This window comes from Halomonas shantousis (assembly GCF_054654615.1).
The window spans coordinates 102,635-125,582 of record NZ_BAAIER010000002.1 but is presented as its reverse complement, the minus strand read 5'-3'; the positions used below and the strand labels follow the sequence as shown (position 1 = coordinate 125,582).

Genomic DNA, 22,948 nt, shown 5'->3' with positions numbered 1-22,948 from the left:
ACAGGTATGGCTAGCTTCCAATGCGAAATCGTCAGCGCCGAGAAGGCCATCTTTTCGGGCAGCGTCGAGCAGATCGTCGCTGCCGGCAAGATGGGCGATCTGGGTATCCTGCGCGGACACGCGCCGCTGCTGACAGAACTGCAGCCGGGCCCGGTGCGGATCATTCGCGAAAACGGCGAGGAGGAGCTCTTCTACGTGACGGGAGGATTCCTCGAGGTACAGCCGGATATCGTTTCACTGCTGGCGGATACGGCGTTGCGTGCCCATGATCTCGATGAGGCTTCCGCCGAGGAGTCGCGTCAGGAGGCGCTGCGTCATCTGAACGACCAGCAGTCCGATATCGATTACACGCGTGCAGCCGCGGAGCTGGCCGAGGCCATGGCTCAGCTGCGGACCATTCAGCAACTGCGCAATCGAGGCGGCAGGGGCTGAGCGCGTTCTCGCGGTCCATGACGGGGCGGCCTTCGGGCCGCCCTTGTCGTTTCAGTACCTGGCGAAACGATGATGGATTGGTATGCCGCCGGAGCGGCGCTAGAATGGAGACACTTTCAATGGACGAGGAAATCGCATGGCCCTGGATGTGGTGATACTGGCCGCGGGTCAGGGGACTCGCATGCGTTCGGCCAAGCCCAAGGTACTGCATCGACTCGCCGGCAAGCCGATGATACGCCATGTCATCGAGACCGCTGACTCGCTCGAGGTCGGCCGGTTGCATGTGGTCGTGGGCCATGGCGCGGAGCAAGTGCGTGAAGCGCTGGCCGACAAGACGCTGGATTTCGCGCTCCAGGCCGAGCAGAAGGGAACCGGGCATGCCGTGGCGCAGACGCTCGAAGCGCTGGGCGATGGCAAGGTGCTGGTCCTGTATGGCGATGTGCCGCTGATTCGTCGCGACACGCTTGCGGCCCTGCTCGCCGAGACCGACGAGACCCATTTGGGATTGCTCACCGTGACGCTGGACGATCCCACGGGCTACGGGCGTATCGTGCGGGACGGGCAAGGACATGTCACTGCCATCGTCGAGCACAAGGATGCCAGCGAGGCGCAGCGCGACATTCAAGAGTGCAATACCGGCATACTGGCCACCACTGCCGAACAGCTCAGACGCTGGCTGCCCCGGCTTTCGGCGGACAATGCCCAGGGCGAGTACTACCTCCCCGACGTGATTGCCATGGCGGTTTCCGATGGCGTGGCCGTGACCACGGTAGCGCCCGCTTCACCCGTCGAGGTCGAAGGCGTCAACGATCGCCTGCAACTGGCGAGGCTGGAACGTGCCTACCAGCGCGACCAGGCCGAGCGTCTGATGCGCGAGGGCGTGGCCCTGGCCGATCCGGCGCGCCTGGACGTTCGCGGTTCGCTGCGCTGTGGCCGTGATGTCGAGATCGATGTCGGCTGTGTGTTTGAAGGTGAAGTCGAACTCGCCGATGGCGTGCGCATCGGCCCCTACTGCGTGATCCGCGACAGCCGTCTCGGCGAGGATAGCGTCATCGAAGCGCACAGCGTGATCGATGGCGCCCAGGCAACGGGAGGCAATCATGTCGGCCCCTTCGCCCGGCTACGTCCCGGTACCCGCCTGGCCCGCGGCGCCAAGGTCGGCAATTTCGTCGAGACCAAGAACGCCGAGGTCGGCGAGGGCAGCAAGATCAATCACCTGAGCTATGTGGGAGATGCCCGCCTGGGGCGTAACGTCAACATTGGTGCCGGCACCATCACCTGCAACTATGATGGCGCCAACAAGCATCGCACCGATATCGGCGATAACGCCTTCATCGGCTCCAACTCCGCGCTGGTGGCGCCGGTCGCGGTGGGAGACGGTGCCACCATCGGTGCGGGATCGACCATCAGCCGCGATGTCGAGGCGAACGCGCTCGCCGTAGCGCGAGGTCGCCAGATCAGCAAGGCGGGTTGGCGTCGACCGCGCAAGACGCAATCCTGAGGAGAAGATCGCATGTGTGGAATCGTGGCGGCTGTTGCGGAACGCAACGTACAGAACATTCTCCTCGAAGGGCTCAGACGGCTGGAGTATCGCGGCTATGACTCGGCCGGAATGGCCGTGCTCTCGGGCGAGGCGCGCCTCAATCGCCAGCGGGCGGCAGGCAAGGTCATGGCCTTGGAGGAAAAGCTCTCCCAGGCGCCCCTCAAGGGTGGCGTGGGCATCGCGCATACCCGCTGGGCGACCCATGGCCGTCCCAGCGAGCAGAACGCTCATCCGCACTACTCCGGCGAGAGCTTGGCGGTGGTGCACAATGGCATCGTCGAGAACTACGAGGTGCTCAAGGCCGAGCTGGAATCCCAGGGCTACGTGTTCACTTCCGAAACGGATACCGAGGTGATGGCGCACCTGCTGGCTCGTGAATACACGCGTACCCACGATCTGCTGGTCGCCGTGCAGCACACCGTGGCCGCACTCGAGGGTGCCTATTCCCTGGCGGTGATTCACAAGGCCGAACCCGACGTGGTGATCGGCGCGCGCAAGGGCAGTCCGCTGGTCGTCGGGGTGGGGATCGACGAAGCTTTCCTGGCTTCCGACCCGCTGGCCCTGCTGCAGGTCACGGACTGCTTCATCTACCTGCAGGAAGGAGACGTGGCGCGTCTTTCCCGAGGGGGGCATGTCGAAGTTTTCGACATGCAGCAGCAGAGTGTCGAGCGGCCCGTCCAGGTCTTCGAGCACGGCAGTGGCAGTGCCAGCAAGGAGGGCTACCGCCACTTCATGCTCAAGGAGATTCATGAGCAGTCCCAGGTCGTGGCGGCCACGCTTCAGGGACGGGTCAGCGAGCGCCACGTGCTGATCAAGAGCTTCGGCGTCGAGGCCGAATCCCTGTTTGCCGGGGTGCGTCAGGTGCATATCGTGGCGTGCGGGACCAGCTATCATGCCGGCCTGGTGGCGCGCTACTGGCTGGAGCGGCTGGCGGGCGTGCCGACGCAGGTCGAGGTGGCCTCCGAATACCGCTACCGCGACGTGGTGGTTCCCGAGGGCACGCTTTTCCTGACGCTATCTCAGTCCGGCGAGACGGCGGACACCCTGGCGGCACTGCGCTTCGCCAGACAGCGTGACTATGTAGGCAGCCTGGCGATCTGCAACGTGCCGGGGAGTTCGTTGGCGCGTGAATCCGACCTCACGCTGATGACCCAGGCGGGACCGGAAATCGGTGTGGCCTCGACCAAGGCCTTTACCACCCAGTTGGTCGCGTTGCTGCTGTTCACCCTGGCCTTGGGGCGCATACGCGGCGGTGATGAAGCGCGGGAAGCCCAACTGGTAAAGGCGCTGCGCGAACTGCCGGGTATCATGAGCCAGACTCTGGCGCTGGATGGCGAGATCGAACGGCTCTCGGCGGTGTTTGCCGAGAAACATCATGCGCTGTTCCTGGGGCGCGGCACGCAGTTCCCGATCGCGCTGGAAGGCGCGCTCAAGCTCAAGGAGATTTCCTACATCCACGCCGAGGCCTACCCGGCGGGAGAACTCAAGCACGGCCCTCTGGCGCTGGTCGACAGCGAGATGCCGGTGATCGCCGTGGCGCCCAACGACGAACTGCTCGAAAAGCTCAAGTCCAATCTGCAGGAAGTGCGGGCCCGGGGGGGCGAACTGTTCGTCTTCGCCGACGAGCAGATCAAGCTCGATCCGTCCGACAATCTGCATATCGTGCGCTTGCCTCATGTCGACGAGATTCTGGCGCCCATCGTCTATACATTGCCGCTGCAGTTACTCGCCTATCATGTTGCCGTACTCAAGGGCACCGACGTCGATCAGCCGCGTAATCTGGCCAAGTCGGTCACCGTGGAGTGAGTGACGGCCGGTGCCGAAGTCGGCAAGGCCTTGTCCTTGCCCGACTTCGGTCATTCGTGCTGGTTTCGCCAGCCGACGTTGGGCATACCGGCTATTCAATGGTTACTGGTTTTTCATTGGAACCGGGTGTCATCTTCACTACCGTGAACGAATGTTTCTGGTGCCAGAGATGCCTATAATCTCGCTTCCATAAAGAGCAGTGGCCCCTCCTGCTTGACTATTTGCAAGCCTTTGCGGAGATAGAGCCGTACTGCATCGCTATCGGCAAATACTTTCAGGCGAAGGGTCAAGCATCCTGCCTCTCTTGCCCTGTTTAACACTTCATCCAATGCCTTTGAGCCGACACCTTGCCCTTGCCAAGACTTCATGACCTGCAAGTCGTTCAGGTAACAGGATTCATTCTGGAAATTCATTCTCACCAGACCGATGACTTGCTTGTCGGCCTCGAGAAGATAATTACAGGTCTCTAGCCAGCTTTGCCTGAACTGGATTGAATCCCATTCAATGCCGTGATGCAGATAGTCTGCCTGCATATTGGCAATAATCATTCGTTCAGCAAACCGGGAATCTTCTGATTTCTTGAATGACAAAGATATCACTGTCTTATATTTCATGATGCTTATTGCTGTTTTCAATGACTAGCATTGGCCATTTTTTCTTCCATCCCTTACCCTGAACTCGATCAGCGAAGGCTTTTGGCTTCTTCCTCTTGGGATTCATTGTCACGTTAAGGTTGAATAACGACTCAAGCCCCAACGGAGCGACTATTTCCAAAACATTAGCCTTTCCGCCTGTCAAACGCACGCCTACCGCCGTTTCCAGCTCAACCCAGTACGTCATTGCATCGGCCATGGAATGGTAAGGAGTATCATCATTTCGTACATGCATTCGGGCTTGATTCTTAACTGACCAGCGCCGTCCCAGCATCCCGTGAAGTCGCGATTCGAGGAGCCTATCGCGCCTCTCGCTGACGTCTGTCGGATCGAAATAGATCAGGTCGATATCCTCCAAAGGCGTGGGCTCTGAATAACCATGCAGCCTGTCCCAAACGAGATTACGCACGAATCCCGCCGCCAGGCTCCAATCGTTGAGCTGAAGCTGGCTTGCTACCTTTAGTGCTTCTTTCCTTTCTGGATCCGCCTCGATCCAAGCGATTAACATTTCCTCTATCGGGATCGTCATGCATCGTCCTGCCTTTCGGGAGGTTAGTCGCAAGTTGGTGACAGTGAAGTGAAGGGCAGTCGAAGCCGTAAGCCGGGCAAGGCCTTGTTCTTGCCCGACTACAGTCGTTCGTTCTGGTTTCGCCAGCCGACGTTGGGCATATCGACGGTTGGCCTTTAATTTTTCACATCCTCACGTAGCAGGCCATATACGGCATGCGAATACGTTTTTTCGCCTACTTTTTCCACACTACGCAGGGTGCCTTCATGCTGGAATCCCAGGCGCTCCGGAATGGCTCGACTCTTGAAGTTTTCAGTAGCGCAACGAATTTCGAGGCGCTGTAGCCCAAGCTCCTCGAACCCGAGATTGATCAAGTCGTCTACCGCCAAGGTCATGAGACCTTTTCCGACATGAGCCTTGCCGAGCCAGTAACCGATCTGAGCGATACGATTCTTATTGTCTATCGTATTGAAGCCGAGCACGCCGACAAGATGGCCTTGGTAAAGTAGAACTTCGTGCAGAGCCGTACCGCTGGCGAAGCTCTCCAGGTTCGATTCGATGAATCGTCTTGTGTCGTTGGCCGTTTTCACATCATCAAGCCAAGGCAACCACGCCTTCAGATAGGTCCGGTTCTCGTCGGTCAAGGAAAACAGCGCTTCGGCATGCTTTGGCAAGGTCAGGGCAACCTGCAGGTCGTCATTGATGTACCGATAGAACATTCCAGTTTCCGCTCTCAGCCGGTTGGTTAGCTTCCAGTCGGTTGGTTAGCTTCCTGGAACGTAACCCGTGTGTTGGGTCTGCGCCAGGTGGCCTGCAACCTCGTTTTGATTCTCGTGGCTCTGGGGTGGCCTAGATTTCCCCTCGCAACGCCGGCCCATGTGCCAGAAACAGCTCGATTAGATGATCGGCGACCACCCGGACTCGCCGGGAATGGGCCAGATCCGAGTGAATGACCAGCCAGATGGGCTGATCGACGCCGAGCTCGGCATCGACACAGACCAGGCCGGCCCCCCGGGCCAGGAAATGTGGCAGGACGGCCAGCCCGAGCCCTGCGCTGGCCGCAGAGATCTGGCTGGCCAGGGTGCTGGTCGTGATCCGGCAGGTCCGCCCGCCCAGGGCACGATCCAACCATTGCGCCGCGGGGAAATGCTGATGCAGCTCGGTCCAGCCGATAAAGTCGTCTTTATCGAACTTAGCCACATCAGGCCAGGATTGACGCTGCAGAACATAGTCGGATGAGCCATACAACCCGAATCCCAGTCCACCCAGGCGCCGCAGGGTGACATTCCCCTGTTCCGGCCTGACCATGCGAATCGCCAGGTCGGCATCGCGGCGGTGCAGGTTGACTGTTTGGATGCCCGTCAGCACCTCGACGCGCAGTTCGGGGTGTCTGGCGAACAACGTGCCCAACGAGGGGACGATCAACGGATTCGCCAAATTCTCGGCGGTGGCGAGTCGAACGCACCCCGTCACTTCCCCCAGGCCCTGCGCGGCCGCTCCGAAGGAGTGTCCCGCCTGCTCCAGCGCTTCGGCCTTGGCGATGAGCGCGGCGCCTTCGTCGGTCACTTGATAACCGCTCTGGTGGCGACTGAACAGTGCAACTCCCAGCGCCGCCTCCAGGCGCTCGAGGCGCCGTGACACCGTCGCAATCCCCAGGCCCAGCCTGTTGGCTGCTGCGCTCAGGGTGCCGGCACGGGCAATCGCCAGGAATATCCGGGCATCGTCCCAGTTCAGACCCGAGGCGAGCGGCTTTCCATTATCGGAAGGCTGGTTTCTGTTTTTGCGCGTAGTTTTCATGAATTCAGAAAACCATACTCCTTCTGACTTTCACAAGGAGAAGCGACATGCAACGACGCAAGTTAGGTCACGATCTCGAAGTCTCGGCCCTGGGACTCGGCTGCATGGGCATGAGCGAGTTCTATGGCCCCCGCGACGATCAGGTATCGCTGCGCGTGCTCGAGCGTGCCGTGGAACTGGGCATCGATTTCTTCGATACTGCCGACATGTACGGCCCTCACCACAACGAGGAGCTGATCGGACGTTTTCTCGCCTCTTACGGTGCCAAGGTCAAGATCGCCACCAAGTTCGGTATCGTGCGGCGACCCGGTGAGTACCGGCGACAGATCGACAATACGCCCGCCTATGCGCGGCAGGCCTGCGAGGCCTCGCTTCGCCGTCTGGGCATCGAGTGCATCGATCTCTTCTACGTGCATCGCCTGGATTTCGATCAGCCGGTCGAGGAGACGATGGAAGGCCTTGCCACGCTGGTCCGTGAAGGCAAGATTGCCAGGATCGGCTTGTGCGAGGTCAGCGCAGCCACGCTGCGCCGCGCCCATGCCGTGCACCCGGTCACGGCGGTGCAGACGGAATACTCGCTATGGACGCGTAACGTTGAGGCTGAGGTGCTACCGACCTGTCGGGAAATGGGTATCGGTTTCGTCCCGTATTCACCACTGGGCCGCGGCTTTCTGACCGGCAGTTTCCAGAGCGACACGCGCTTCGAGGAGGGCGATTTCCGTGCCTCGATGCCCCGCTTCACGCCCGAGAACATGGCCACCAATCGCTTGATCGTGGATGTCGTTCGTCAGCTTGCCGAGCGCAAGGGATGCACCGCCGCGCAGATCGCGCTGGCCTGGCTGCTGGCTCAAGGCAACGATATCGTGCCGATTCCCGGCACCCGGCGTGAGCGCTACCTGCAGGAAAACGTCGATGCACTCTCCGTCGAGGTGAGCGCCGAAGACCTTGCCCAACTGGACCGCGACATTGCGCATCTTAAAGTTGCAGGCGCCCGCTATACCGACGAAGGCATGAAAGGAGTCGAGGTATGACCCATTCAACCAATACCCGCCGCGCCCAGGCATTGGCGCTTCTCGAACGGCTGGATCGCGAGGCGCCCGACAAGGTCTCGGCGAATCTCGATAGTTTGTCCGATGACTTTCTGGAGATCGTGCTGGGCTTTGCCTTCACGGATGTCGTGTCCCGACCCGGCATCGACCTCAAGACACGCGAGATGCTGATGGTCGCGGCGCTCGTCGCGATGGGCACTGCGCCGGCACAACTGGAATTTCATATCCGTGCCGCTCTCAATACCGGAGTGAGTCGAGAGGAAATCATCGAGATCCTGCTACAAATGGCCGTCTATGCAGGGGTCCCTGCCTGCATGAATGGCGTCGCTGCGGCCAGAAAAGCACTGGATGTATAGCAGCGTTATCTTTCAGACCGGCAAGGACCTCAATTTTGTTCAATACCAAAGCCGACGTTCAGGGCAGACTCCGCCTGCAACCTGAAATCGAGCATACCAACAATGAGCCTTTCCCTGATTCTGCCCATGTCTGCCTTTGCGCTAGCGGCTTCCATATCTCCTGGGCCAGTTAACCTTGTGTGCCTAAGCAACGGCACATACTACCCCGTCTCCCGCGGGCTGATCTTTGTTACCGGAGCCACGCTAGGCTTCATCGCGCTATTCATTGCCGTAGGGCTGGGGCTTTACTCGCTGTTGAGCGTGGTGCCAGTATTTGAAGACCTGTTGAGATGGGTAGGCGTAGTCTTTTTACTCTACCTAAGCCTGAAGTTGGCCATGGACAACGGACAACTGCCAGAGAACAGAACCGAAAAGGCCCCTGGGTTCGGGACCGGAGTTCTGATGCAGTGGCTTAACCCCAAGGCCTGGCTGGCCTCGGCTTCTGGCATCGGCGCATACACCAGCGCAAATGACCTACAGCAGGTTCTACTGTTCGCCACCATTTATCTGCCAATATGCTGGCTGTCGCTGGCCTGCTGGGTATACGCCGGTGCTTTCCTTCGCAGATATGTTCAGCGGCCAGAGATACTCGCCACCGTAAACCGGATATTGGCCCTCCTGCTCGGCGCCAGTTGTCTATATCTTCTGGTCGGGTGAGGAGAGTCGGTACTGGTTTGGTGTTACCGCCATCAGCCGTTTAAACGTTCGATGGAAGTGGGGCTGGTCTGCAAAGCCTGCGTTAAGGGCCGCTGCTGCAATCGGAGTGCCATTTTTCAGTTCATGGCGACCAATCTTTACCCGCCGGTTCACCAAATAAGCATGGGGCGTAATACCAGAATATTGTCTGAAAGCACGAATCAAGTGGCCTGCACTATACCCTGAAATTTCGCAAAGCATGTCCAGCGAAGTATCTTCAGCAGTGTAGTCGTCCAGATAGGTAGCCAACATCTTCAGAGTCTCCGGTGCATTTGGCTCTTTCACCACTGGCTGTCTGGAAAGTTTGTGCATCAGATCCGATAGAAACTCCGCCACCTCCGTTTGCTTTTCCAGTAGATCACGCTGCGGATCGAGAAGGCAGCCCGCCATGTGGCAATAGCGTTCGTACCAGAGCGGGTCGGATATCGTAGCCCTAGAAATGTCCTGCCACTGAGCCTCCTGCAGTAAACCCGCACGGAACCGCAAATCCGTGAGCCATCCGGCATCCACATACAGCATCAGATATGCCCATGGCATATCGTCAATAGGGTTGCAGGCATGGATCCATTGCGGATTCATTAGCACGAGGTCGCCAGCACGTACCCGGTAATGCTCGCTCCGATACTGAAAAGTGCTTTCACCCCCAGTAATGGCGCCTATTGACCACTGAGTGTGGCTATGAGGAGCATAACAGACTTGGCGTCCATCACTGACCTTACGCAACTCCACATGAGGAAGGCGGCCGTCTCGCCAAAATAGAGACTTGCTTTCAGTGCTCATGTCCAGTCCACACCATTTCTCTGGCTTCTTTCTTGCTTGATCCGCTTGTGCACGGCTACCGAATCTTGCAACCAATCATTTCTTAGTAAGAAGAATAACCGATTTTGCTACAACGCTAGCCACCAGTTCGACTACTAACCCCCATTCGAAACACGACCAGGCATCTTGTAGCCGCTTTTCGAAGACTGCACGTGGATAGAACACAACAAGCAAGAGCGCGCGCGCTACCTGCAGGAAAACGTCGATGCACTCTCTGTCGTGCTGAGCGCTGAGGACCTCGCCCAACTGGACCGCGACATTGCGCGCCTTGCAGTGGCAGGCGCCCGCTATACCGACGAAGGTATGAAAGGAGTCGAGGTATGACCTATCGAACCAGCGTTCATTCAGGCAGCCGGGCGTCGCATCACCGCCATCAATATGCCAGCCCCCACCAAACTGCTTGCGCCGCACCGATGCAAGATCCGGCGGAACCTGGCTGTCATCAGTTGGCCTCCGGTAGTAGAGAGCATGGTGTAGCCCAGATCCGTTACGACTCCAACACACAGGAAAGTTGAGAAGAGGACTATCAGCTGCGGTAGTAATGGTTGATCCGGCTCCACAAACTGGGGCATGAACGCCATGAAGAAAAGGATGCTTTTTGGGTTGAGAACCGTCACGAGAAAAGCCTTGGCAGTACTTACATGAAGCCGCGCACGGGACGCCTCCAAGTCATTCAGCTGCCCAGCTTCACGCCACATCCTGACCCCTAAATAAACCAGGTAGGCTGCCCCCAACCATTTAACCAGGCTAAACAACTCAGCCGAAGCCATGAGCAGTGCACCGACCCCGGCAAAGGAAAGAGACATGGCAACCAAGTCACCAAGAAAGAAACCTGGCAGCATGGCCAGGGCAGCCTTGCGTCCTTGGTTAATACCAGTGGCAACTAGCAGCGCAACAGCGGGGCCTGGAGAAGCAATGATCAGGAACGAGGCCAGGACAAACGATAGCCAGAGTTCAAACGACATGATGAAACTCCTTGTTTTTAGATTATTTCACTTTAGTGCATCGTATCCTTCATGAGGTAACGTACGAGTCTTCGAGCTTCCGAGCTAAAGCTGTCGGCTGCATATTCAGAAGTGCTGGATCCTGAGAAGATGATAGCGGTTGGTCTGGCGTTACCCGTTGGGTAGCGGTGTGCTAGCCCCGTCATCCGCTGAGGCAAACCGAGCAGCCAAATAATCGATCAAAACACGACATTTTGGCGACAGATAGCGGTTCGGCTGGTAAAGAATCCAGGCCATCCCGAAGTAAGAGGTGACGTAGTGCCAATCCGGCAATACCTGGACGATACGACCCTTCTTAAGTGCTTCTTCCGCCGTGAAGACCGGCAGGCAGCCAATACCTAGGTCTTCCAGAACTCCGTCAAGGCGGGCTTCGCTGTGATTGGTTACGAAGCGCCCGCTTACCGTTACGTTCACGCACTCATTGGTTCCCTTGTGCCGAAACTGCCATCGGTTGTCGCTCGGAATTTCTCCAAGATATAGGCAGCTATGTTGAGCAAGATCACGGGGATGCAGGGGTATGCCGTGCTCTGACAGGTACTTTTCGGTGGCACACAGGACATGACAGACGTTGGTCAACGGTCGAGCAGCCAGCCCTAACGGCGGCATGTCAGTGATCTTGATCATCAGGTCCAAATCATCGCTGATCAGGTCGACCGGGTTGTCGGTCAGCATCAGTTGGACACTGATATCCGGATACATCCTCAGAAAAGCCGGAATGTGTGGGCCGACTAGCTTTCGGCCGAACGCCTTCGGGACGCTCAGCTTTACGAGCCCTTGAGGGCTGCTGTTGAAGCGGCTGGTCACCTCCATAACCGCTTGGCACGACTCAACGAGGTGACAGCATCTCACATAGGCTTCGACGCCAGCCTCGGACAAACGCAGCTTGCGCGTTGTCCGTTCGAGCAGCTTCACCGACAACGCCGCCTCGAGACTCGCCACCTGTCGACTGACCGCCGACGCAGTGGTGCCTAGTCGCTCCGCTGCGCCCGAGAAGCTTCCGCATTCCACTACTTTCACAAACACAGCCATATAGGGCATCAGCCCCATATATTGATTCGTTCTCATGGCGCAAAACTGTTGTATTGAGAACTCGATTGTTCCCCCTTCGCCGCTTCCTGACAATGCTTTTCCAGGCAGCGCTTTGCTGCGCAGACGAGCGGAAGCAAACAGCATGAAGCCATCCAAGGAAGTACGGAGTTTGGAGGATATCGAGTTTCTGGCGGGCCGGTGTGAACACGTTCTGACGCTTTTTAGTGGAGGCGTGGATAGCAGCTACCTACGTCATGGATGCCTGGACAACCTGGAACAGTTCGTCGCACCCCAAAGCATTTGCAAATGGATCTCAGAGGAGCAGGTGACGGCCCACGGTTGTCTGCACCGAGCGGCCCGGGTATCGGGATGCACTGGTTATCGCCTTTGCACGGACGGCGTCCCATGGCTAACTTGAATCGCTTTGCGGAGGCCGTGGCTGCCCGGCACGCCGATCTCATGTTGCTCGCCGTTGCGATCGTGTGGGGGACCAGCTACGGCGTGGCGAAAGGCGCGCTTCTTTCCTACCCGGTGCTGGGCTTTCTCGCGGTGCGGTTTCTGCTTACGTTTTTGCTGTTGCTGCCGGCGTTAAGAGCACAGCCATTGAAAGCCGTTTTGCCTGGAATCCCGTTAGGTCTGGTGCTCCTCACCATTTTTTTGTGCGAGACGTACGGAGTGGCGATCACCACCGCCTCGAATGCGGCTTTTTTGATCAGCTTGTGCGTTGTCTTTACTCCTCTGGTGGAATGGTGGGTGTTTAAACACCGGCCGCCGGGAAGCGCGCTCATCGCAGCAGCCGTGTCACTATCGGGGGCACTGTTACTGACCCAAGCCGGACACATCGAAATGAATCTGGGCGATTGTCTGATGATTGCAGCAGCGCTTTGCCGTGCGTGCATGGTGTGTCTGACCAAAAAGCTGACCCAGCACACCGATGTCTCCGCGCTAGCCCTGACTGCGGTTCAGTCTGGGGTGGTCGGTATCGGGAGCCTGGCCGTGTTTGTCTTAGCTCCAGGGAACATTCCCCCACTGCCTTTTGACGCACCGTTTTGGGTGGCGACTGTGTACCTGGTGTTGTTTGGGACCTTATTCGCATTCTTCGCCCAGAACTACGCGGTCAAGCGGACGACACCGACACGCGCGTCCCTGCTCATGGGGTCGGAGCCGCTTTTCGGCGCACTGTTCGCCGCGCTGTGGCTGAGTGAGCAATTGAGCGCGTTCGCTTGGGTGGGGGGAGTGCTGATCGTGTCCGCATCGCTGTGGGCCAGTTGGCCTCGCGTTGAAGGGATGATTTATAGTCCGAACGTCGGCGCAAAAACCGGTTGAGTCATCCCCTGTCTGTTGGATCCCTGCTTTCGTTAGGCCCAGCAGCACAGCCAATGACGGTAGGCACTGGACGATAAAAAACCAAAGCGGCTTGGCTAAACCGACCCGAAGCGGACGGTTGCCAGTACCCGCGCCGCCGCGGAGATCAGCGAGCCCATGGTCCGCCAGCATCGCCAGTCCCCGCCCGTCTGGCGTTAGCCGGACAGCATCGTCGCGAGCCAGGCGGCGCCGTACAGGCCCAGCCCGAACACGGCGTGGTTGAGCAGGCTTTGCCGGCGCGCCAGCCAGGGGCGCGGCGTTCGGCGGGCGGCGAGGCCGGCGCCCATGCCCGGTTGCATGATCAGAAAGGGCGCCGCCACGGTGGCGACCCCCACGGCCAACGCCAGTCCCGGGGTGGGCCGATCGAGCCAGACCGGGCCGCCCAGCCACACCAGCAGGCCGGCGAAGGCGATGCCGATCAGGTAATGGGCGGTCCAGCCCAACGCTTGTTCTCCGGGGATCGGTGGCGCCGTGGCGATGCGTTCATGGCGGAAGCGACCCCGGAACATATGCCCGAGCCAGCGCCCCACCAGGCCGAAATCTGGAGCGGGCAGGCCGAGCAGGGCCTGGCGCGCCAGGTTCCAGGCGTCCATCACCGCGGTGGCGCCAATGCCGATGATCAGAGTAGGCAGCAGGGTTTCCATGGTTCTCTCCGCTAGGGATGGAATGGGAAGGTGCTGTGCTAGCCTACGACTTCAAGTTCACTTTAAGTAAAGGTCGGGTGATGGATATTTCCGAAGTGGCGAAACAGGCCGGGCTGCCGGCATCGACGCTGCGCTTCTACGAGGAAAAAGGGTTGATTCATTCCGTGGGGCGGCGCGGCCTGCGTCGTCAGTTCAGCCCTCGGGTACTGGAGCGGCTGGCGCTGATCGCCCTGGGCCGCTCGGCCGGGTTCTCGCTGGAGGAGATCGCGCCCATGCTGGGCGACCCGGGCCAGCCGCGGATCGATCGCCAGGCGCTTGGCGACAAGGCCGACCAGTTGGACCGCACCATCCGCGAGTTGACCGCCATGCGCGATGGCCTGCGCCACGCGGCGGAGTGCTCGGCGCCCAGCCATCTGGAATGCCCCACCTTCCGGCGCCTGATGGGCCTGGCCATGGCCGATGTCGCGCGCCGTCCCCGCCGGCGCGGCGATGCCCTGCGTTAGCCGGCTCCCTCGATGAACACCGCCGGCCAGGGCCGTGACATCGCTCAGCCCACCTAGGTACACGAAGCCATAACAGGCACTGCTTCGGCCAAGGTATTCAGCAGCATGCCTCACGCGATCAGCCCATAGGTCAACGGAAGAGTGACCAGACCCGTTGGACCGACGCCTGAGCGACAGTCTGCAAGCCCATGGCTAAAACAGTACACCACGACTGCAGATACCGAACGTGGCGAAGCCCGACCACGCCGACAGGCCATGCGAGACCAGTACTGAGGGGAGCATGGCAATCACGATGCCTCCGTCGCCCCAGGGCAGCAAATTTTGTATCGCCTCCTTATTGACAACTCGGTGCTATTGCAAATTGTTATCATTAACTTATGATAGGTAAAACCATTACCGCTCAGTGAAGAGAAATGAAACTCTACATACCGCACCCTGCCAGCCGTTCCGGCTACGCTATCTTCCCCTTGACCTTCGCCTCGCTTGTCGCCTTCTCCGCAGCGCAGGCTGACACTACCTCAGCGCTCTCCATCGCTGGAAAAAGCGTTAACGAGGGCACAACGGTCGATTTACCTCGCGTTCGGGTGACAGCTGAGCGGCCGATCTCGGCGACCGAAAAGACCGCCAGGGAAGAAGGCTCGGTCACCGTGATCGATGCCCAACGCCTAGACAATACGGTGGCTTATTCGGCTGACGATCTCTTTCGTTACGATCCCAGCATATTGACGACCGACAAGGGGCGTTTCGGCCTCGCCGGTTTCAATGTTCGCGGGCTCGACGAAAACCGGATATCGGTTCAGCTCGATGGCGTCGAGATGGCCGAGAGTTATGGCCCGACCTCGAGCTATCTCGATACCGGGCGACTGAGCGCCGATGTCTCGTCACTTTCCAGCGTATCGGTGGTCAAGGGCGGCAACGCCCAACGAGGGTCGGGCTTCAGTTCGGTTTCCTTGCAGTTGCACTCGCCGCAAGACTTTCTCGACCCAAGCGGCGACGACACCTATGCAAGCGTTCAGGGAGGCTATCGCAGCGACAGCGATGGCGTCTTCGAGAACGTCACGCTGGCCGCACGACGCGGCGATTATGAGTCCTTGCTGGTCGCCACCAACCGCAATGGCGATGCGACCGAGAACTACAACGGCAGTGGTGAAAACGACCGAACCAGCGGCGATGAGCGCACCACGCCCGATCCCGGCGAGGTGGACAACTACGATGTTCTGCTGAAACTCCAGAAGCTCAACGACAATGGACGGGTCGGGATGGTGGCACAAAAGTATCGAGCGACGTCTGACCTCCACCTTTATTCGTTGGAAGACTCCCGATACAGCGACTATTACGCCGACGACACGCTGACGCGCTCTAGGTTGGGTATCTATCAGGATGCCGACCACCAGACGTCATTGTTCGACGCTTTCCACTGGCAGATCGACTGGCAACGCACCGAGACGGTCAACGACAGCTCGATGGTCTACAACGGCTACCATCGCTTGGTCGATCGTGACTACGACCAAACCACCTGGCAGCTCAAGACGGACTTCAGCAAGCGGATCGATGCAGGTGTTCCACAGCAACTGGCTTATGGAATGACTCTCAAACGTGATGACTACGAGAGCCTCAGCGAAGACTACAATCTGGATGCCGACATGGTGGACAAATCGCGCTTTTCGCCACCGGGCACCGCGACACGTGTCGGACTCTATCTGCAAGATCGGCTATCGCTGGCGGACAAGCGCGGCAGCCTGACCCCAGCCGTGCGATTCGACCATTACGAGTACGACCTCGATAACGACAACCTGACCTCTCAATCCTACGACGGCGCCGAGGGTCAGGCACTGACCGGCCAGCTCGGCGGGACCTGGAACATCACCTCGAACACCGAGCTGTTCGGAAAAACCGGCCTCGGCTTCCGGGCGCCGTCCTATGAAGAGCTTTACTACGACTACAACGCAGGCAGAGGCTATCGCATCGTCGCCAACCCCGATCTCGACGATGAGCACAGTCGTTTCGTGGAACTCGGGCTGCGTCGGCAAGGCGCTCTCGGCAGCGCCGAACTCACGGGCTTCTACACCGACTACCGTGATTTCATCGAGAGTTCGGTCTCGGTGAGCATCGACCCCGCGAACTATCCTCGTGGGGAGTACACCACCGAAAACATCGACCGCGCTATCATCCGAGGCGCCGAATTCAAGGGCCAACTGGACCTGCACCAGGCCATCGGCACCAATGAAGGCTGGTATGCCCGCACAGCGGCAGCCTATATCGAGGGCAAGAATCTGGAGGATGGCGATGCGATAGAATCCATCCCACCCATCCAGGCCGTTGTTGCCTTCGGCTATGAGGCTCCCGATCATCGATGGGGCAGCGAACTCGTGGGAACGTTCGTCAACCATGTCAGCGACCACGACGCGGATGACAACTATGCGCCCGCCGCCTACCAGCTCTATGACCTGACTGGACACGTGAGCATAGGAGGCCACCTGACACTGCGTGGCGGTGTATTCAACGTGCTGGACAAGCAATACTGGGTATGGGATGACGTCAGAGGCGTCTCGACGAGCTATGCGGGAATCGAGCGTTATACGCAGCCAGGACGCAACTTTGGCGTGAGCGCCGAGTACGTCTTCTAGGCCTCCAGCCAGTACGAAAGGAACGGCACCAGCCTTTGCTGCGTGCCGTTCCCTTGTCTTGAGCGTAGGGGCATCGCGGAGAAGGCCGGCAGCCTGACCTGCCCGAGGTCATCGGTGGGCCACTCTAGGATATCCCGTCGAGGCCACACGCTGTCGAAGCGGTACAGTTAACGGTCGAGCAACAGCGCCTGGCCACGACCGTCGGGAAAACGCAGCGTGGTGAGTTCGGCACCGAATACCTGGGTGATCGTTTCTGCCGTCAAGACTTCCTCAGCACGACCATGCGCGGCGCGCTCTCCCCCCTGCAACAGCCAGACGCGATCGGCATAGCGGGCCGCCAGATTGAGATCATGCAGGACACAGACGATGGCCAGCTCGTCCTGATGCGCGCAATGCAGCAACAGTCGCATCAAGCGCTGCTGATGGCCGATATCGAGTGCGCTGGTGGGTTCATCGAGCAGCAGCATGCCCCCGGATCGTGGCCGCTCGCTGTCCTCGCGGCGTGCGGCCAGCTGGCACAGGGCACGGGCAATCATGACGCGCTGCGCCTCGCCTCCCGAAAGGTGCGTGACCTCGCGCGCGGCCAATGGTGTCAACTGCATCGCTTCGAGGGTGCCGGCCAGACGGCGCGGAGAAGGTTCACCGCCGAGTGCCACCAGATCACGGACTTTCCAGGCAAAGCTTGGCAGTTCCTGTTGAGCGACAATAGCTCGCCGGGCCGCCAGGTCGTTTGGTCGCCATTCGTCGAGTGAGCGTCCGTCCAATTCGACACTCCCCAGCTCGGCCTGGCGCAAGCCGGCCAACATCGCCAGGAGCGTACTCTTGCCGGCCCCGTTGGGCCCGACGATAGCCAGCAACTCTCCAGGAACGATGCAATCGCTGATCGGCATCAGCGCAGGCGTCGAAATCAGCCCCGCTCCGTTCAATCGCAGCATGCCAGCTCCTCAGTGAATCTGACGGCGTAGCAGCAGCCACAGGAAGTAAGTACCGCCGACCAGGCTCGTCAGCAAACCTACCGGAATCTCGGCGGGACTCGCCAAGGTCCGAGCCAAGGTGTCGGTAATCACCAGCAGCAGTGCGCCGCCCAGCATCGAAGCCGGCATCAACAATCGATGCCCCGGCCCCAGCCACAGGCGCAGCGTGTGAGGGACCAAAAGGCCGAGAAATCCGATGATACCGGCCAGCGCGACGCTCAAGCCGACGCCGAGCGCCGTGGCAACAATCACGCTGCGGCGCAGGCGAGCCGTATCCAGCCCGGCCCCGAAGGCCGTGAATTCGCCCAGCTGCAGGAGGTCCAGTCCATGCGAGCTGCGCAGCAGCAGGATCAACGTCGGCGGAATGACCAATAAAGCGGCGATCACGCCCGGCCATAGCGAATGCGCCAGCGTTCCCATGCCCCACAGGCTGAGTTGGCGCAGCTGTTCGTCATTGGCGATGAACGCCAACAAGCCACCGGCGGCGCTCGCCAGCGTGTTGAGCACCAGCCCGGTAAGCAGAAGTGCCGTCAGCGTACCTCCCCCTTGAGCCCGCCGCCCCAGGGCAAAGACCAGTACGGTAATTCCCAGCGCGCCGAGAAAGCCCGCCACGAACTGTCCGTACAAACCCCAGGCGCCGCCTGTACCACCGAGCAGCACGATCCATACTGCCACCGCCAACCCTGCACCACTGGCAATCCCCAGCAAGGTGGGATCAGCGAGAGGATTGCGGAACAGTCCCTGCATCGCTGTACCGCTTGCCGCAAGAATGGCGCCAATCAGCACGGCGGCAAGTAACCGGGGCAGGCGGAGCTGCCACCACACGTAACCATCCAGCGACGATGGCAGTTCGCCAAGCAGCAAGCGTGGCGATAGCCCGACCGAGCCACTGAACGCCGCCACGCCGAGTGCCACCAACAGCAGCAGGGAGAAGCCCCACAGCACACGACGTCGGTGGCGGGTGGCACCGTCAGGCGACTCGCCCGGCTCGGTCAAGATGGCCGACTCGCTCACTGCAGCGTTTCCAATGCCCGCCTGAGCTTCAACAAGGTGTCGGGCGTACGCGGACCGAAGCCCAGCAGCGCCAGGTCATCGAAGATCAGCAGACGTTGGTTGCGACCGGCTGGCGTCAGCGCCATCCCCGGCAGCGCCCAGACGCCCTCTTCGCCACCCAGCGCCTGCACACCGAGGGTCGTGGCGATGATGACTTGGGGCTGATGCGACACCAGTCCTTCCGAGCCGACAGGGCGATACCCGTTGAGCGAGGCAAAGGCATTTTCGATACCCACCGCCTGCATGATTCCTCCGCCGCCGGTGTCCTGACCCGCCACCATGGGCGTCATGCCGGAATGGCTGAGCAGAAACATGCCGCGAAGATCCAGTGGCGGCAATTCTCGCAGGGCGTCGATCTGTGCGCTCAACGACTCGGCAAGGGCGTCTCCGCGTTCATCGGCGCCCACTGCGGCAGCCACCTTGCGTACCTTGTCCGGGATGGCATCGAGGCGCTTCTCTGCGGGTATGGTAACCATGGAGACGCCACTGGCACGCAATTGCTCCAGAACCTCTTCCGGCCCCGCATCGGCGCTAACGATCAGCCGCTGTGGGCGCAACGAGAGGACACTTTCGGCGGTCAGTCGACGCAGATAGCCGATACTGGGCAGAGCTGTTAGCTCAGGTGGATAAAGCACCGTGTCATCACGCCCTACCAGCGAGTCGGCCGCATCCAACGCCGCCAGGATCTCGCCGATATCGCCGCCGATCACCACCGTGCGTGGCGCTTCCTGGGCCGGTGCGGCCGATGCGATGCACATCGATAGCATGATCACCAGGCTCATCGTCCACCGAATGACCCACAACAGAGAGAGCGTAGGCTGCGAAGCGAAGACAGCGTTTCGGTAAGGACACGATCGATTGGCAAGGTACGAAGGCATCGGAGGCTCAGCGTCGATGAGTTAATGCAAATAATAATAATTATCTTTAAAGAAAAAACAACTGCCTCGCTCGTCAATTCCCTTTGCCAGCGCGGTGCGCAATCGGGAAAGGATCGTGCATACACCATGAGACCTGACCGGCCGGTGACGCTCGTTTCTCGAAACCATGCAACAGCTCGTGGCCTGGCGGATACGCGCCGCAAGGTGAGCGGCTGCCACCAGGCCGGGAATGGGGCCAATCCCGGTACCCACCATCACCAAGCGCTGCACGTTGGCGTCGTCGCTGGTACACGGATCGCCACCTTAGTCGGCGGGACAACGTTTCCATTTTCTGGGGAGATTAAATAAAATAAATATGGCTAACTAAAAAGACAAGCTGTTTTGTTTTTTTAGTATTAATTGGCTCTAAAAAAAGTACCTTTAAAGTAATATTAATGTCTAAATAACGAAACAAAAACTAACTTAACGTATATGCTGCTGGGGCCGAAATGCGTCGCGATAAGTGCTGTTTTATCCAACGGTCTGCCAACGTTGCGTCAGACAGCACGGCTCATGGCGGCACCAGCGTAAGTCGACGGTAAAAAGCAAGTCATAACCCGCCGGTGATAAACCATGTCTTGATCAGGCTACGGGTTAGCCGTCTTCTTTATATTAGCTGATTATAAATCAAATAACGCATAACTGAGAGGTCTACGATATGTTTTTCAATGTCTTATCTTCGGTGATAGGAACTAAAGGGCATGCTCTCAATGGCGTGTCCAGCATATTGGACAAGTTTGCTTTCGGGGATTTCAGCCACCACAAGAGCGGCTTCGATGGCCATGGCCATAAGAAGGATATCTTCTGGGGTCATGATGGCCATAAGGGCGGGATCGGTAACTATTTCGACAAGAGGGGAAGCTTCGACAAGAAGGGGAGCTTCTGGGGCCATGACGATAAAAAATGGGGCTGGCATCACGATAGCCATCATGGCAAGGGCTGCACTCCAGAGCCGAAGAATATCGCACCGGAAACCGACAATGTTTGCGCGCAAGGCAAGGAAGATAGCGCGGGGATTCCCATCACCCTGAGCGGTAACGACAAGGATGGGCAGATCGTGCAGTTCACACTCAACGACCTGCCGGCGCATGGCACGCTGTATAACGGCGATACCGTGCTCGAAGCGGGAGACACGATCAGCGCTACCGACAATACCGCCACGCTACGGTTTGTCCCCGAACTCGATTTCGATGGCAAGGTGACGTTCCACTACGCTGCTCAGGACGATGACGGTAGTGTCGACTCTACACCGGCAACCGCCACCATCACCGTCGAGGATGTGGTCTCGAGTCACGGGCGCTATATCGGCAATGAGGACACCACCGAAGTCTGTAGCGGTACGGTGAGCGTGGAGCGGGGCGATAATGTGACATTGACCGGTGGGGCCCAGAATGTCGAGGTCGACTCCACCTACGGCGATACGGCGCTTATCGATGGATTCGACGATGACGACACCCTCGTGTCGGGCGGCATACAACTCGATAACGGCGATGTACTGACCCAGATCCGCATGTCGTGTGGCTGCGAATATGCAACGATCGATCAGGGCTACGAGGTGGCGCTGCGTGAATCCAACGCCAACGATGATCCGTCGACGTATTACGTTTTCGAATCAGGAGGCAACACCTTCGTCTTTGCGGACAATGGAGATGTGCAGGGAGAACTGGACGATCGCGATTTTGCAGTCGAGATCGTTGGTCTGCATGATCTGAACGGTCCCAACAACATCCAGATCGCCGATCCGGCCTGATCGGCCCTCCCATGCTGCCTTGATGTCTGGCAGCCGCCGGAACCCGCTCGTCGGGTTCCGGCGGCCTGCGGCACCGCCAGCCTTCGCCGGCCCATGCTGTCGACAGCGATGGATGAATAAATGGCACACATACCAATGCTGAGCGATTCCCCGGGCTGAAACTAGCGTGCCTTGGGCATCAGCACCCACATCCGGCCTTGCTGTTTCATGCGCCCGGCGATCTCGCCCGCCGAGTCCCCATGTCCCCAGTAGAAGTCGGCGCGTACCGTTCCCTTGATGGCGCTGCCGGTATCCTGGGCAACCATAAGGCGTTGTAGCGGCTCGTTGGAGAGCGGTCGGGTGGTCGCCAGAAAGACGGGAGCGCCGAGGGGAATGCGTGCGGGGTCCACGGCGATGCTGCGTTCCGAGGTCAACGGTACACCGAGCGCGCCGATCGGCCCCTGATGGGGATCGCTTTCACCGGCCTCGAGCTCGCGGAAGAAGACCATGCGCGGATTGACGTTAAGCAGTTCTTCCACGCGTCCAGGATTGAGCTTCGCCCAGCGGCGGATGCCGGGCAGGGTTGCCTGGGCCGGGGTGATGTCGCCGCGGTCGATCAACCAGCGGCTGAACGAACGAAACGGTTGCTGGTTGGTGCCGGCAAACCCCACGCGCATCACACCGCCTTCGGCGAGCTCGATGCGCCCGGAGCCCTGAATCTGCAGAAAGGCGGCCTCGATCGGGTCATCCACCCAGACCAGTTCCTGATCGCGCAGGGCGCCGATGCGTAACAGTTCGGCACGCGAGGCGCGCTTGCGGTCGGGGTGGGCCTGCCAGGCCGCGGGAAACCGGTAGAGCGGTATCTGGTAGGGACCGTGACGCTTCCGGGAGCCGCGCAGGATCGGCTCGTAATAACCGGTGATGAGACCGACGGTGGAGCCATCCTCGTTGGCCAGCAGATAAGGGTCGTAGCGCTCTTCGAAGAAGCGCTGAATGGCGCGATTGTCGAGGGGGTCGATGCGACGGGCATCGGCGCATGCTTCGGCCCACTGCGCCTTGCGCTCGAGCCGCGTGCAACTGGCCAGAAAGGCGCTCCAGGCGGGAATGGCATTGTCCTGGGACCAGCCGGGCAGGTCCTGCCAGGCCATGCGCTGCATCTGATGCGTCACGCCCCGCTCGACGGAGCTGACGGGAGCCAGCGGACGACTGCTACAGGCACTGATCAGACATGCCAGCACCAGCCAGGCCAGCAGACACAAGCGATGCGGCGGTTGACCCATACCACTGACGCCTCGCTTGACGAAGGAGAAAAGCACGTGACACACCTCGATGTTCGAGTCCCTGAATCGACGACAGCGGGGTCGCCCGGATGGCGCTCCAGGACGCCTCGGCGTCGGCTTCGCCG

Annotated in this window: 22 protein-coding genes; 10 read left to right on the top strand and 12 right to left on the bottom strand. The window is 59.5% G+C overall.

Going from position 1 to position 22,948, the window contains the following annotated elements; genetic code table 11:
• The first annotated feature begins 6 nt into the window (after positions 1 to 6).
• The 3 genes from ACYQ12_RS01230 to glmS all read left to right on the top strand — a co-directional run bounded on the left by ACYQ12_RS01230 (position 7) and on the right by glmS (position 3,781).
• Positions 7 to 432 carry a F0F1 ATP synthase subunit epsilon gene (locus ACYQ12_RS01230; protein ID WP_459866520.1) on the top strand — a complete coding sequence of 142 codons (426 nt, stop codon included), beginning with the start codon at positions 7 to 9 and terminating at the stop codon, positions 430 to 432.
• Between the two features lie 136 nt (positions 433 to 568).
• Positions 569 to 1,933, top strand: a complete 1,365-nt coding sequence (glmU, locus tag ACYQ12_RS01225; protein ID WP_459866517.1) for a bifunctional UDP-N-acetylglucosamine diphosphorylase/glucosamine-1-phosphate N-acetyltransferase GlmU — start codon at positions 569 to 571, stop codon at positions 1,931 to 1,933.
• Between the two features lie 12 nt (positions 1,934 to 1,945).
• The gene (gene glmS / locus ACYQ12_RS01220) at positions 1,946 to 3,781 is read left to right on the top strand and encodes a glutamine--fructose-6-phosphate transaminase (isomerizing) (RefSeq protein WP_459866514.1); all 1,836 of its coding nucleotides are present in this window, start codon (positions 1,946 to 1,948) and stop codon (positions 3,779 to 3,781) included.
• Between the two features lie 173 nt (positions 3,782 to 3,954).
• On the opposite strand, the gene ACYQ12_RS01215 is transcribed toward glmS, so the two are convergent.
• The 4 genes from ACYQ12_RS01215 to ACYQ12_RS01200 form a co-directional block, all read right to left on the bottom strand.
• Positions 3,955 to 4,395: a GNAT family N-acetyltransferase gene (locus ACYQ12_RS01215; RefSeq protein ID WP_459866511.1), complete on the bottom strand. Its 441-nt coding sequence runs from the start codon at positions 4,393 to 4,395 to the stop codon at positions 3,955 to 3,957.
• Positions 4,385 to 4,963 (bottom strand): nucleotidyltransferase family protein, encoded by a 579-nt coding sequence (locus ACYQ12_RS01210; RefSeq protein ID WP_459866508.1) that lies wholly within the window; start codon positions 4,961 to 4,963, stop codon positions 4,385 to 4,387. Before ACYQ12_RS01210 ends, ACYQ12_RS01215 begins: the two co-directional genes overlap by 11 nt.
• Positions 4,964 to 5,118: 155 nt before the next feature.
• Positions 5,119 to 5,661, bottom strand: coding sequence for a GNAT family N-acetyltransferase (locus tag ACYQ12_RS01205; protein ID WP_459866505.1), 543 nt, complete (start codon positions 5,659 to 5,661; stop codon positions 5,119 to 5,121).
• Positions 5,662 to 5,791: 130 nt separating this feature from the next.
• A complete protein-coding gene (locus tag ACYQ12_RS01200; RefSeq protein WP_459866502.1) occupies positions 5,792 to 6,739 on the bottom strand; it encodes a LysR family transcriptional regulator in 948 nt (315 codons plus the stop codon).
• Positions 6,740 to 6,786: 47 nt separating this feature from the next.
• Here ACYQ12_RS01200 and ACYQ12_RS01195 point away from each other — a divergent pair, with 47 nt between their 5' ends.
• The 3 genes from ACYQ12_RS01195 to ACYQ12_RS01185 all read left to right on the top strand — a co-directional run bounded on the left by ACYQ12_RS01195 (position 6,787) and on the right by ACYQ12_RS01185 (position 8,840).
• On the top strand, positions 6,787 to 7,770 hold the full coding sequence (locus ACYQ12_RS01195; RefSeq protein WP_459866499.1) for an aldo/keto reductase: 984 nt from the start codon (positions 6,787 to 6,789) through the stop codon (positions 7,768 to 7,770).
• Positions 7,767 to 8,144: a carboxymuconolactone decarboxylase family protein gene (locus tag ACYQ12_RS01190; RefSeq protein WP_459866496.1), complete on the top strand. Its 378-nt coding sequence runs from the start codon at positions 7,767 to 7,769 to the stop codon at positions 8,142 to 8,144. Before ACYQ12_RS01195 ends, ACYQ12_RS01190 begins: the two co-directional genes overlap by 4 nt.
• A 102-nt stretch (positions 8,145 to 8,246) precedes the next feature.
• Positions 8,247 to 8,840, top strand: a complete 594-nt coding sequence (locus ACYQ12_RS01185) for a LysE family translocator (protein ID WP_459866493.1) — start codon at positions 8,247 to 8,249, stop codon at positions 8,838 to 8,840.
• Here ACYQ12_RS01185 and ACYQ12_RS01180 read toward each other — a convergent pair.
• The 3 genes from ACYQ12_RS01180 to ACYQ12_RS01170 form a co-directional block, all read right to left on the bottom strand.
• The gene (locus ACYQ12_RS01180) at positions 8,820 to 9,659 is read right to left on the bottom strand and encodes an AraC family transcriptional regulator (protein WP_459866490.1); all 840 of its coding nucleotides are present in this window, start codon (positions 9,657 to 9,659) and stop codon (positions 8,820 to 8,822) included. The two genes, ACYQ12_RS01185 and ACYQ12_RS01180, sit on opposite strands and share 21 nt — an antisense overlap.
• Before the next feature lie 383 nt (positions 9,660 to 10,042).
• The gene (locus tag ACYQ12_RS01175; protein WP_459866487.1) at positions 10,043 to 10,663 is read right to left on the bottom strand and encodes a LysE family translocator; all 621 of its coding nucleotides are present in this window, start codon (positions 10,661 to 10,663) and stop codon (positions 10,043 to 10,045) included.
• Positions 10,664 to 10,813: 150 nt separating this feature from the next.
• The gene (locus ACYQ12_RS01170) at positions 10,814 to 11,875 is read right to left on the bottom strand and encodes a LysR family transcriptional regulator (RefSeq protein ID WP_459866484.1); all 1,062 of its coding nucleotides are present in this window, start codon (positions 11,873 to 11,875) and stop codon (positions 10,814 to 10,816) included.
• A 261-nt stretch (positions 11,876 to 12,136) separates the two neighbouring features.
• Between ACYQ12_RS01170 and ACYQ12_RS01165 the strand changes: the two genes are divergently transcribed.
• Positions 12,137 to 13,057 (top strand): DMT family transporter, encoded by a 921-nt coding sequence (locus ACYQ12_RS01165; RefSeq protein WP_459866481.1) that lies wholly within the window; start codon positions 12,137 to 12,139, stop codon positions 13,055 to 13,057.
• 194 nt (positions 13,058 to 13,251) lie between these two features.
• Here ACYQ12_RS01165 and ACYQ12_RS01160 read toward each other — a convergent pair whose 3' ends face one another.
• Positions 13,252 to 13,740, bottom strand: coding sequence for a DUF2938 domain-containing protein (locus ACYQ12_RS01160; protein ID WP_459866478.1), 489 nt, complete (start codon positions 13,738 to 13,740; stop codon positions 13,252 to 13,254).
• 80 nt (positions 13,741 to 13,820) lie between these two features.
• On the opposite strand from ACYQ12_RS01160, the gene ACYQ12_RS01155 reads away from it, so the two are divergent.
• Together ACYQ12_RS01155 and ACYQ12_RS01150 are read left to right on the top strand one after the other, a co-directional pair.
• Complete coding sequence (locus tag ACYQ12_RS01155) at positions 13,821 to 14,243, top strand: helix-turn-helix domain-containing protein (protein ID WP_459866475.1); 423 nt, start codon at positions 13,821 to 13,823, stop codon at positions 14,241 to 14,243.
• A gap of 413 nt (positions 14,244 to 14,656) precedes the next feature.
• The gene (locus tag ACYQ12_RS01150; RefSeq protein WP_459866472.1) at positions 14,657 to 16,870 is read left to right on the top strand and encodes a TonB-dependent hemoglobin/transferrin/lactoferrin family receptor; all 2,214 of its coding nucleotides are present in this window, start codon (positions 14,657 to 14,659) and stop codon (positions 16,868 to 16,870) included.
• A gap of 167 nt (positions 16,871 to 17,037) precedes the next feature.
• On the opposite strand, the gene ACYQ12_RS01145 is transcribed toward ACYQ12_RS01150, so the two are convergent.
• Genes ACYQ12_RS01145 through ACYQ12_RS01135 form a run of 3 tightly spaced genes read right to left on the bottom strand, consistent with a single transcriptional unit; the run spans position 17,038 to position 19,679 of the window.
• Positions 17,038 to 17,805 carry an ATP-binding cassette domain-containing protein gene (locus ACYQ12_RS01145; RefSeq protein ID WP_459866469.1) on the bottom strand — a complete coding sequence of 256 codons (768 nt, stop codon included), beginning with the start codon at positions 17,803 to 17,805 and terminating at the stop codon, positions 17,038 to 17,040.
• A gap of 9 nt (positions 17,806 to 17,814) precedes the next feature.
• Positions 17,815 to 18,858: a FecCD family ABC transporter permease gene (locus ACYQ12_RS01140; protein WP_459866466.1), complete on the bottom strand. Its 1,044-nt coding sequence runs from the start codon at positions 18,856 to 18,858 to the stop codon at positions 17,815 to 17,817.
• Positions 18,855 to 19,679: a heme/hemin ABC transporter substrate-binding protein gene (locus ACYQ12_RS01135; protein WP_459866463.1), complete on the bottom strand. Its 825-nt coding sequence runs from the start codon at positions 19,677 to 19,679 to the stop codon at positions 18,855 to 18,857. Before ACYQ12_RS01135 ends, ACYQ12_RS01140 begins: the two co-directional genes overlap by 4 nt.
• Before the next feature lie 862 nt (positions 19,680 to 20,541).
• Between ACYQ12_RS01135 and ACYQ12_RS01130 the strand changes: the two genes are divergently transcribed.
• Entirely contained in the window at positions 20,542 to 21,564 is a 1,023-nt protein-coding gene (locus ACYQ12_RS01130) for a hypothetical protein (protein WP_459866460.1), read from the top strand.
• Positions 21,565 to 21,725: 161 nt separating this feature from the next.
• Here ACYQ12_RS01130 and mltA read toward each other — a convergent pair whose 3' ends face one another.
• Positions 21,726 to 22,823, bottom strand: coding sequence for a murein transglycosylase A (gene mltA, locus ACYQ12_RS01125; RefSeq protein WP_459866457.1), 1,098 nt, complete (start codon positions 22,821 to 22,823; stop codon positions 21,726 to 21,728).
• Positions 22,824 to 22,948: the final 125 nt, after the last annotated feature.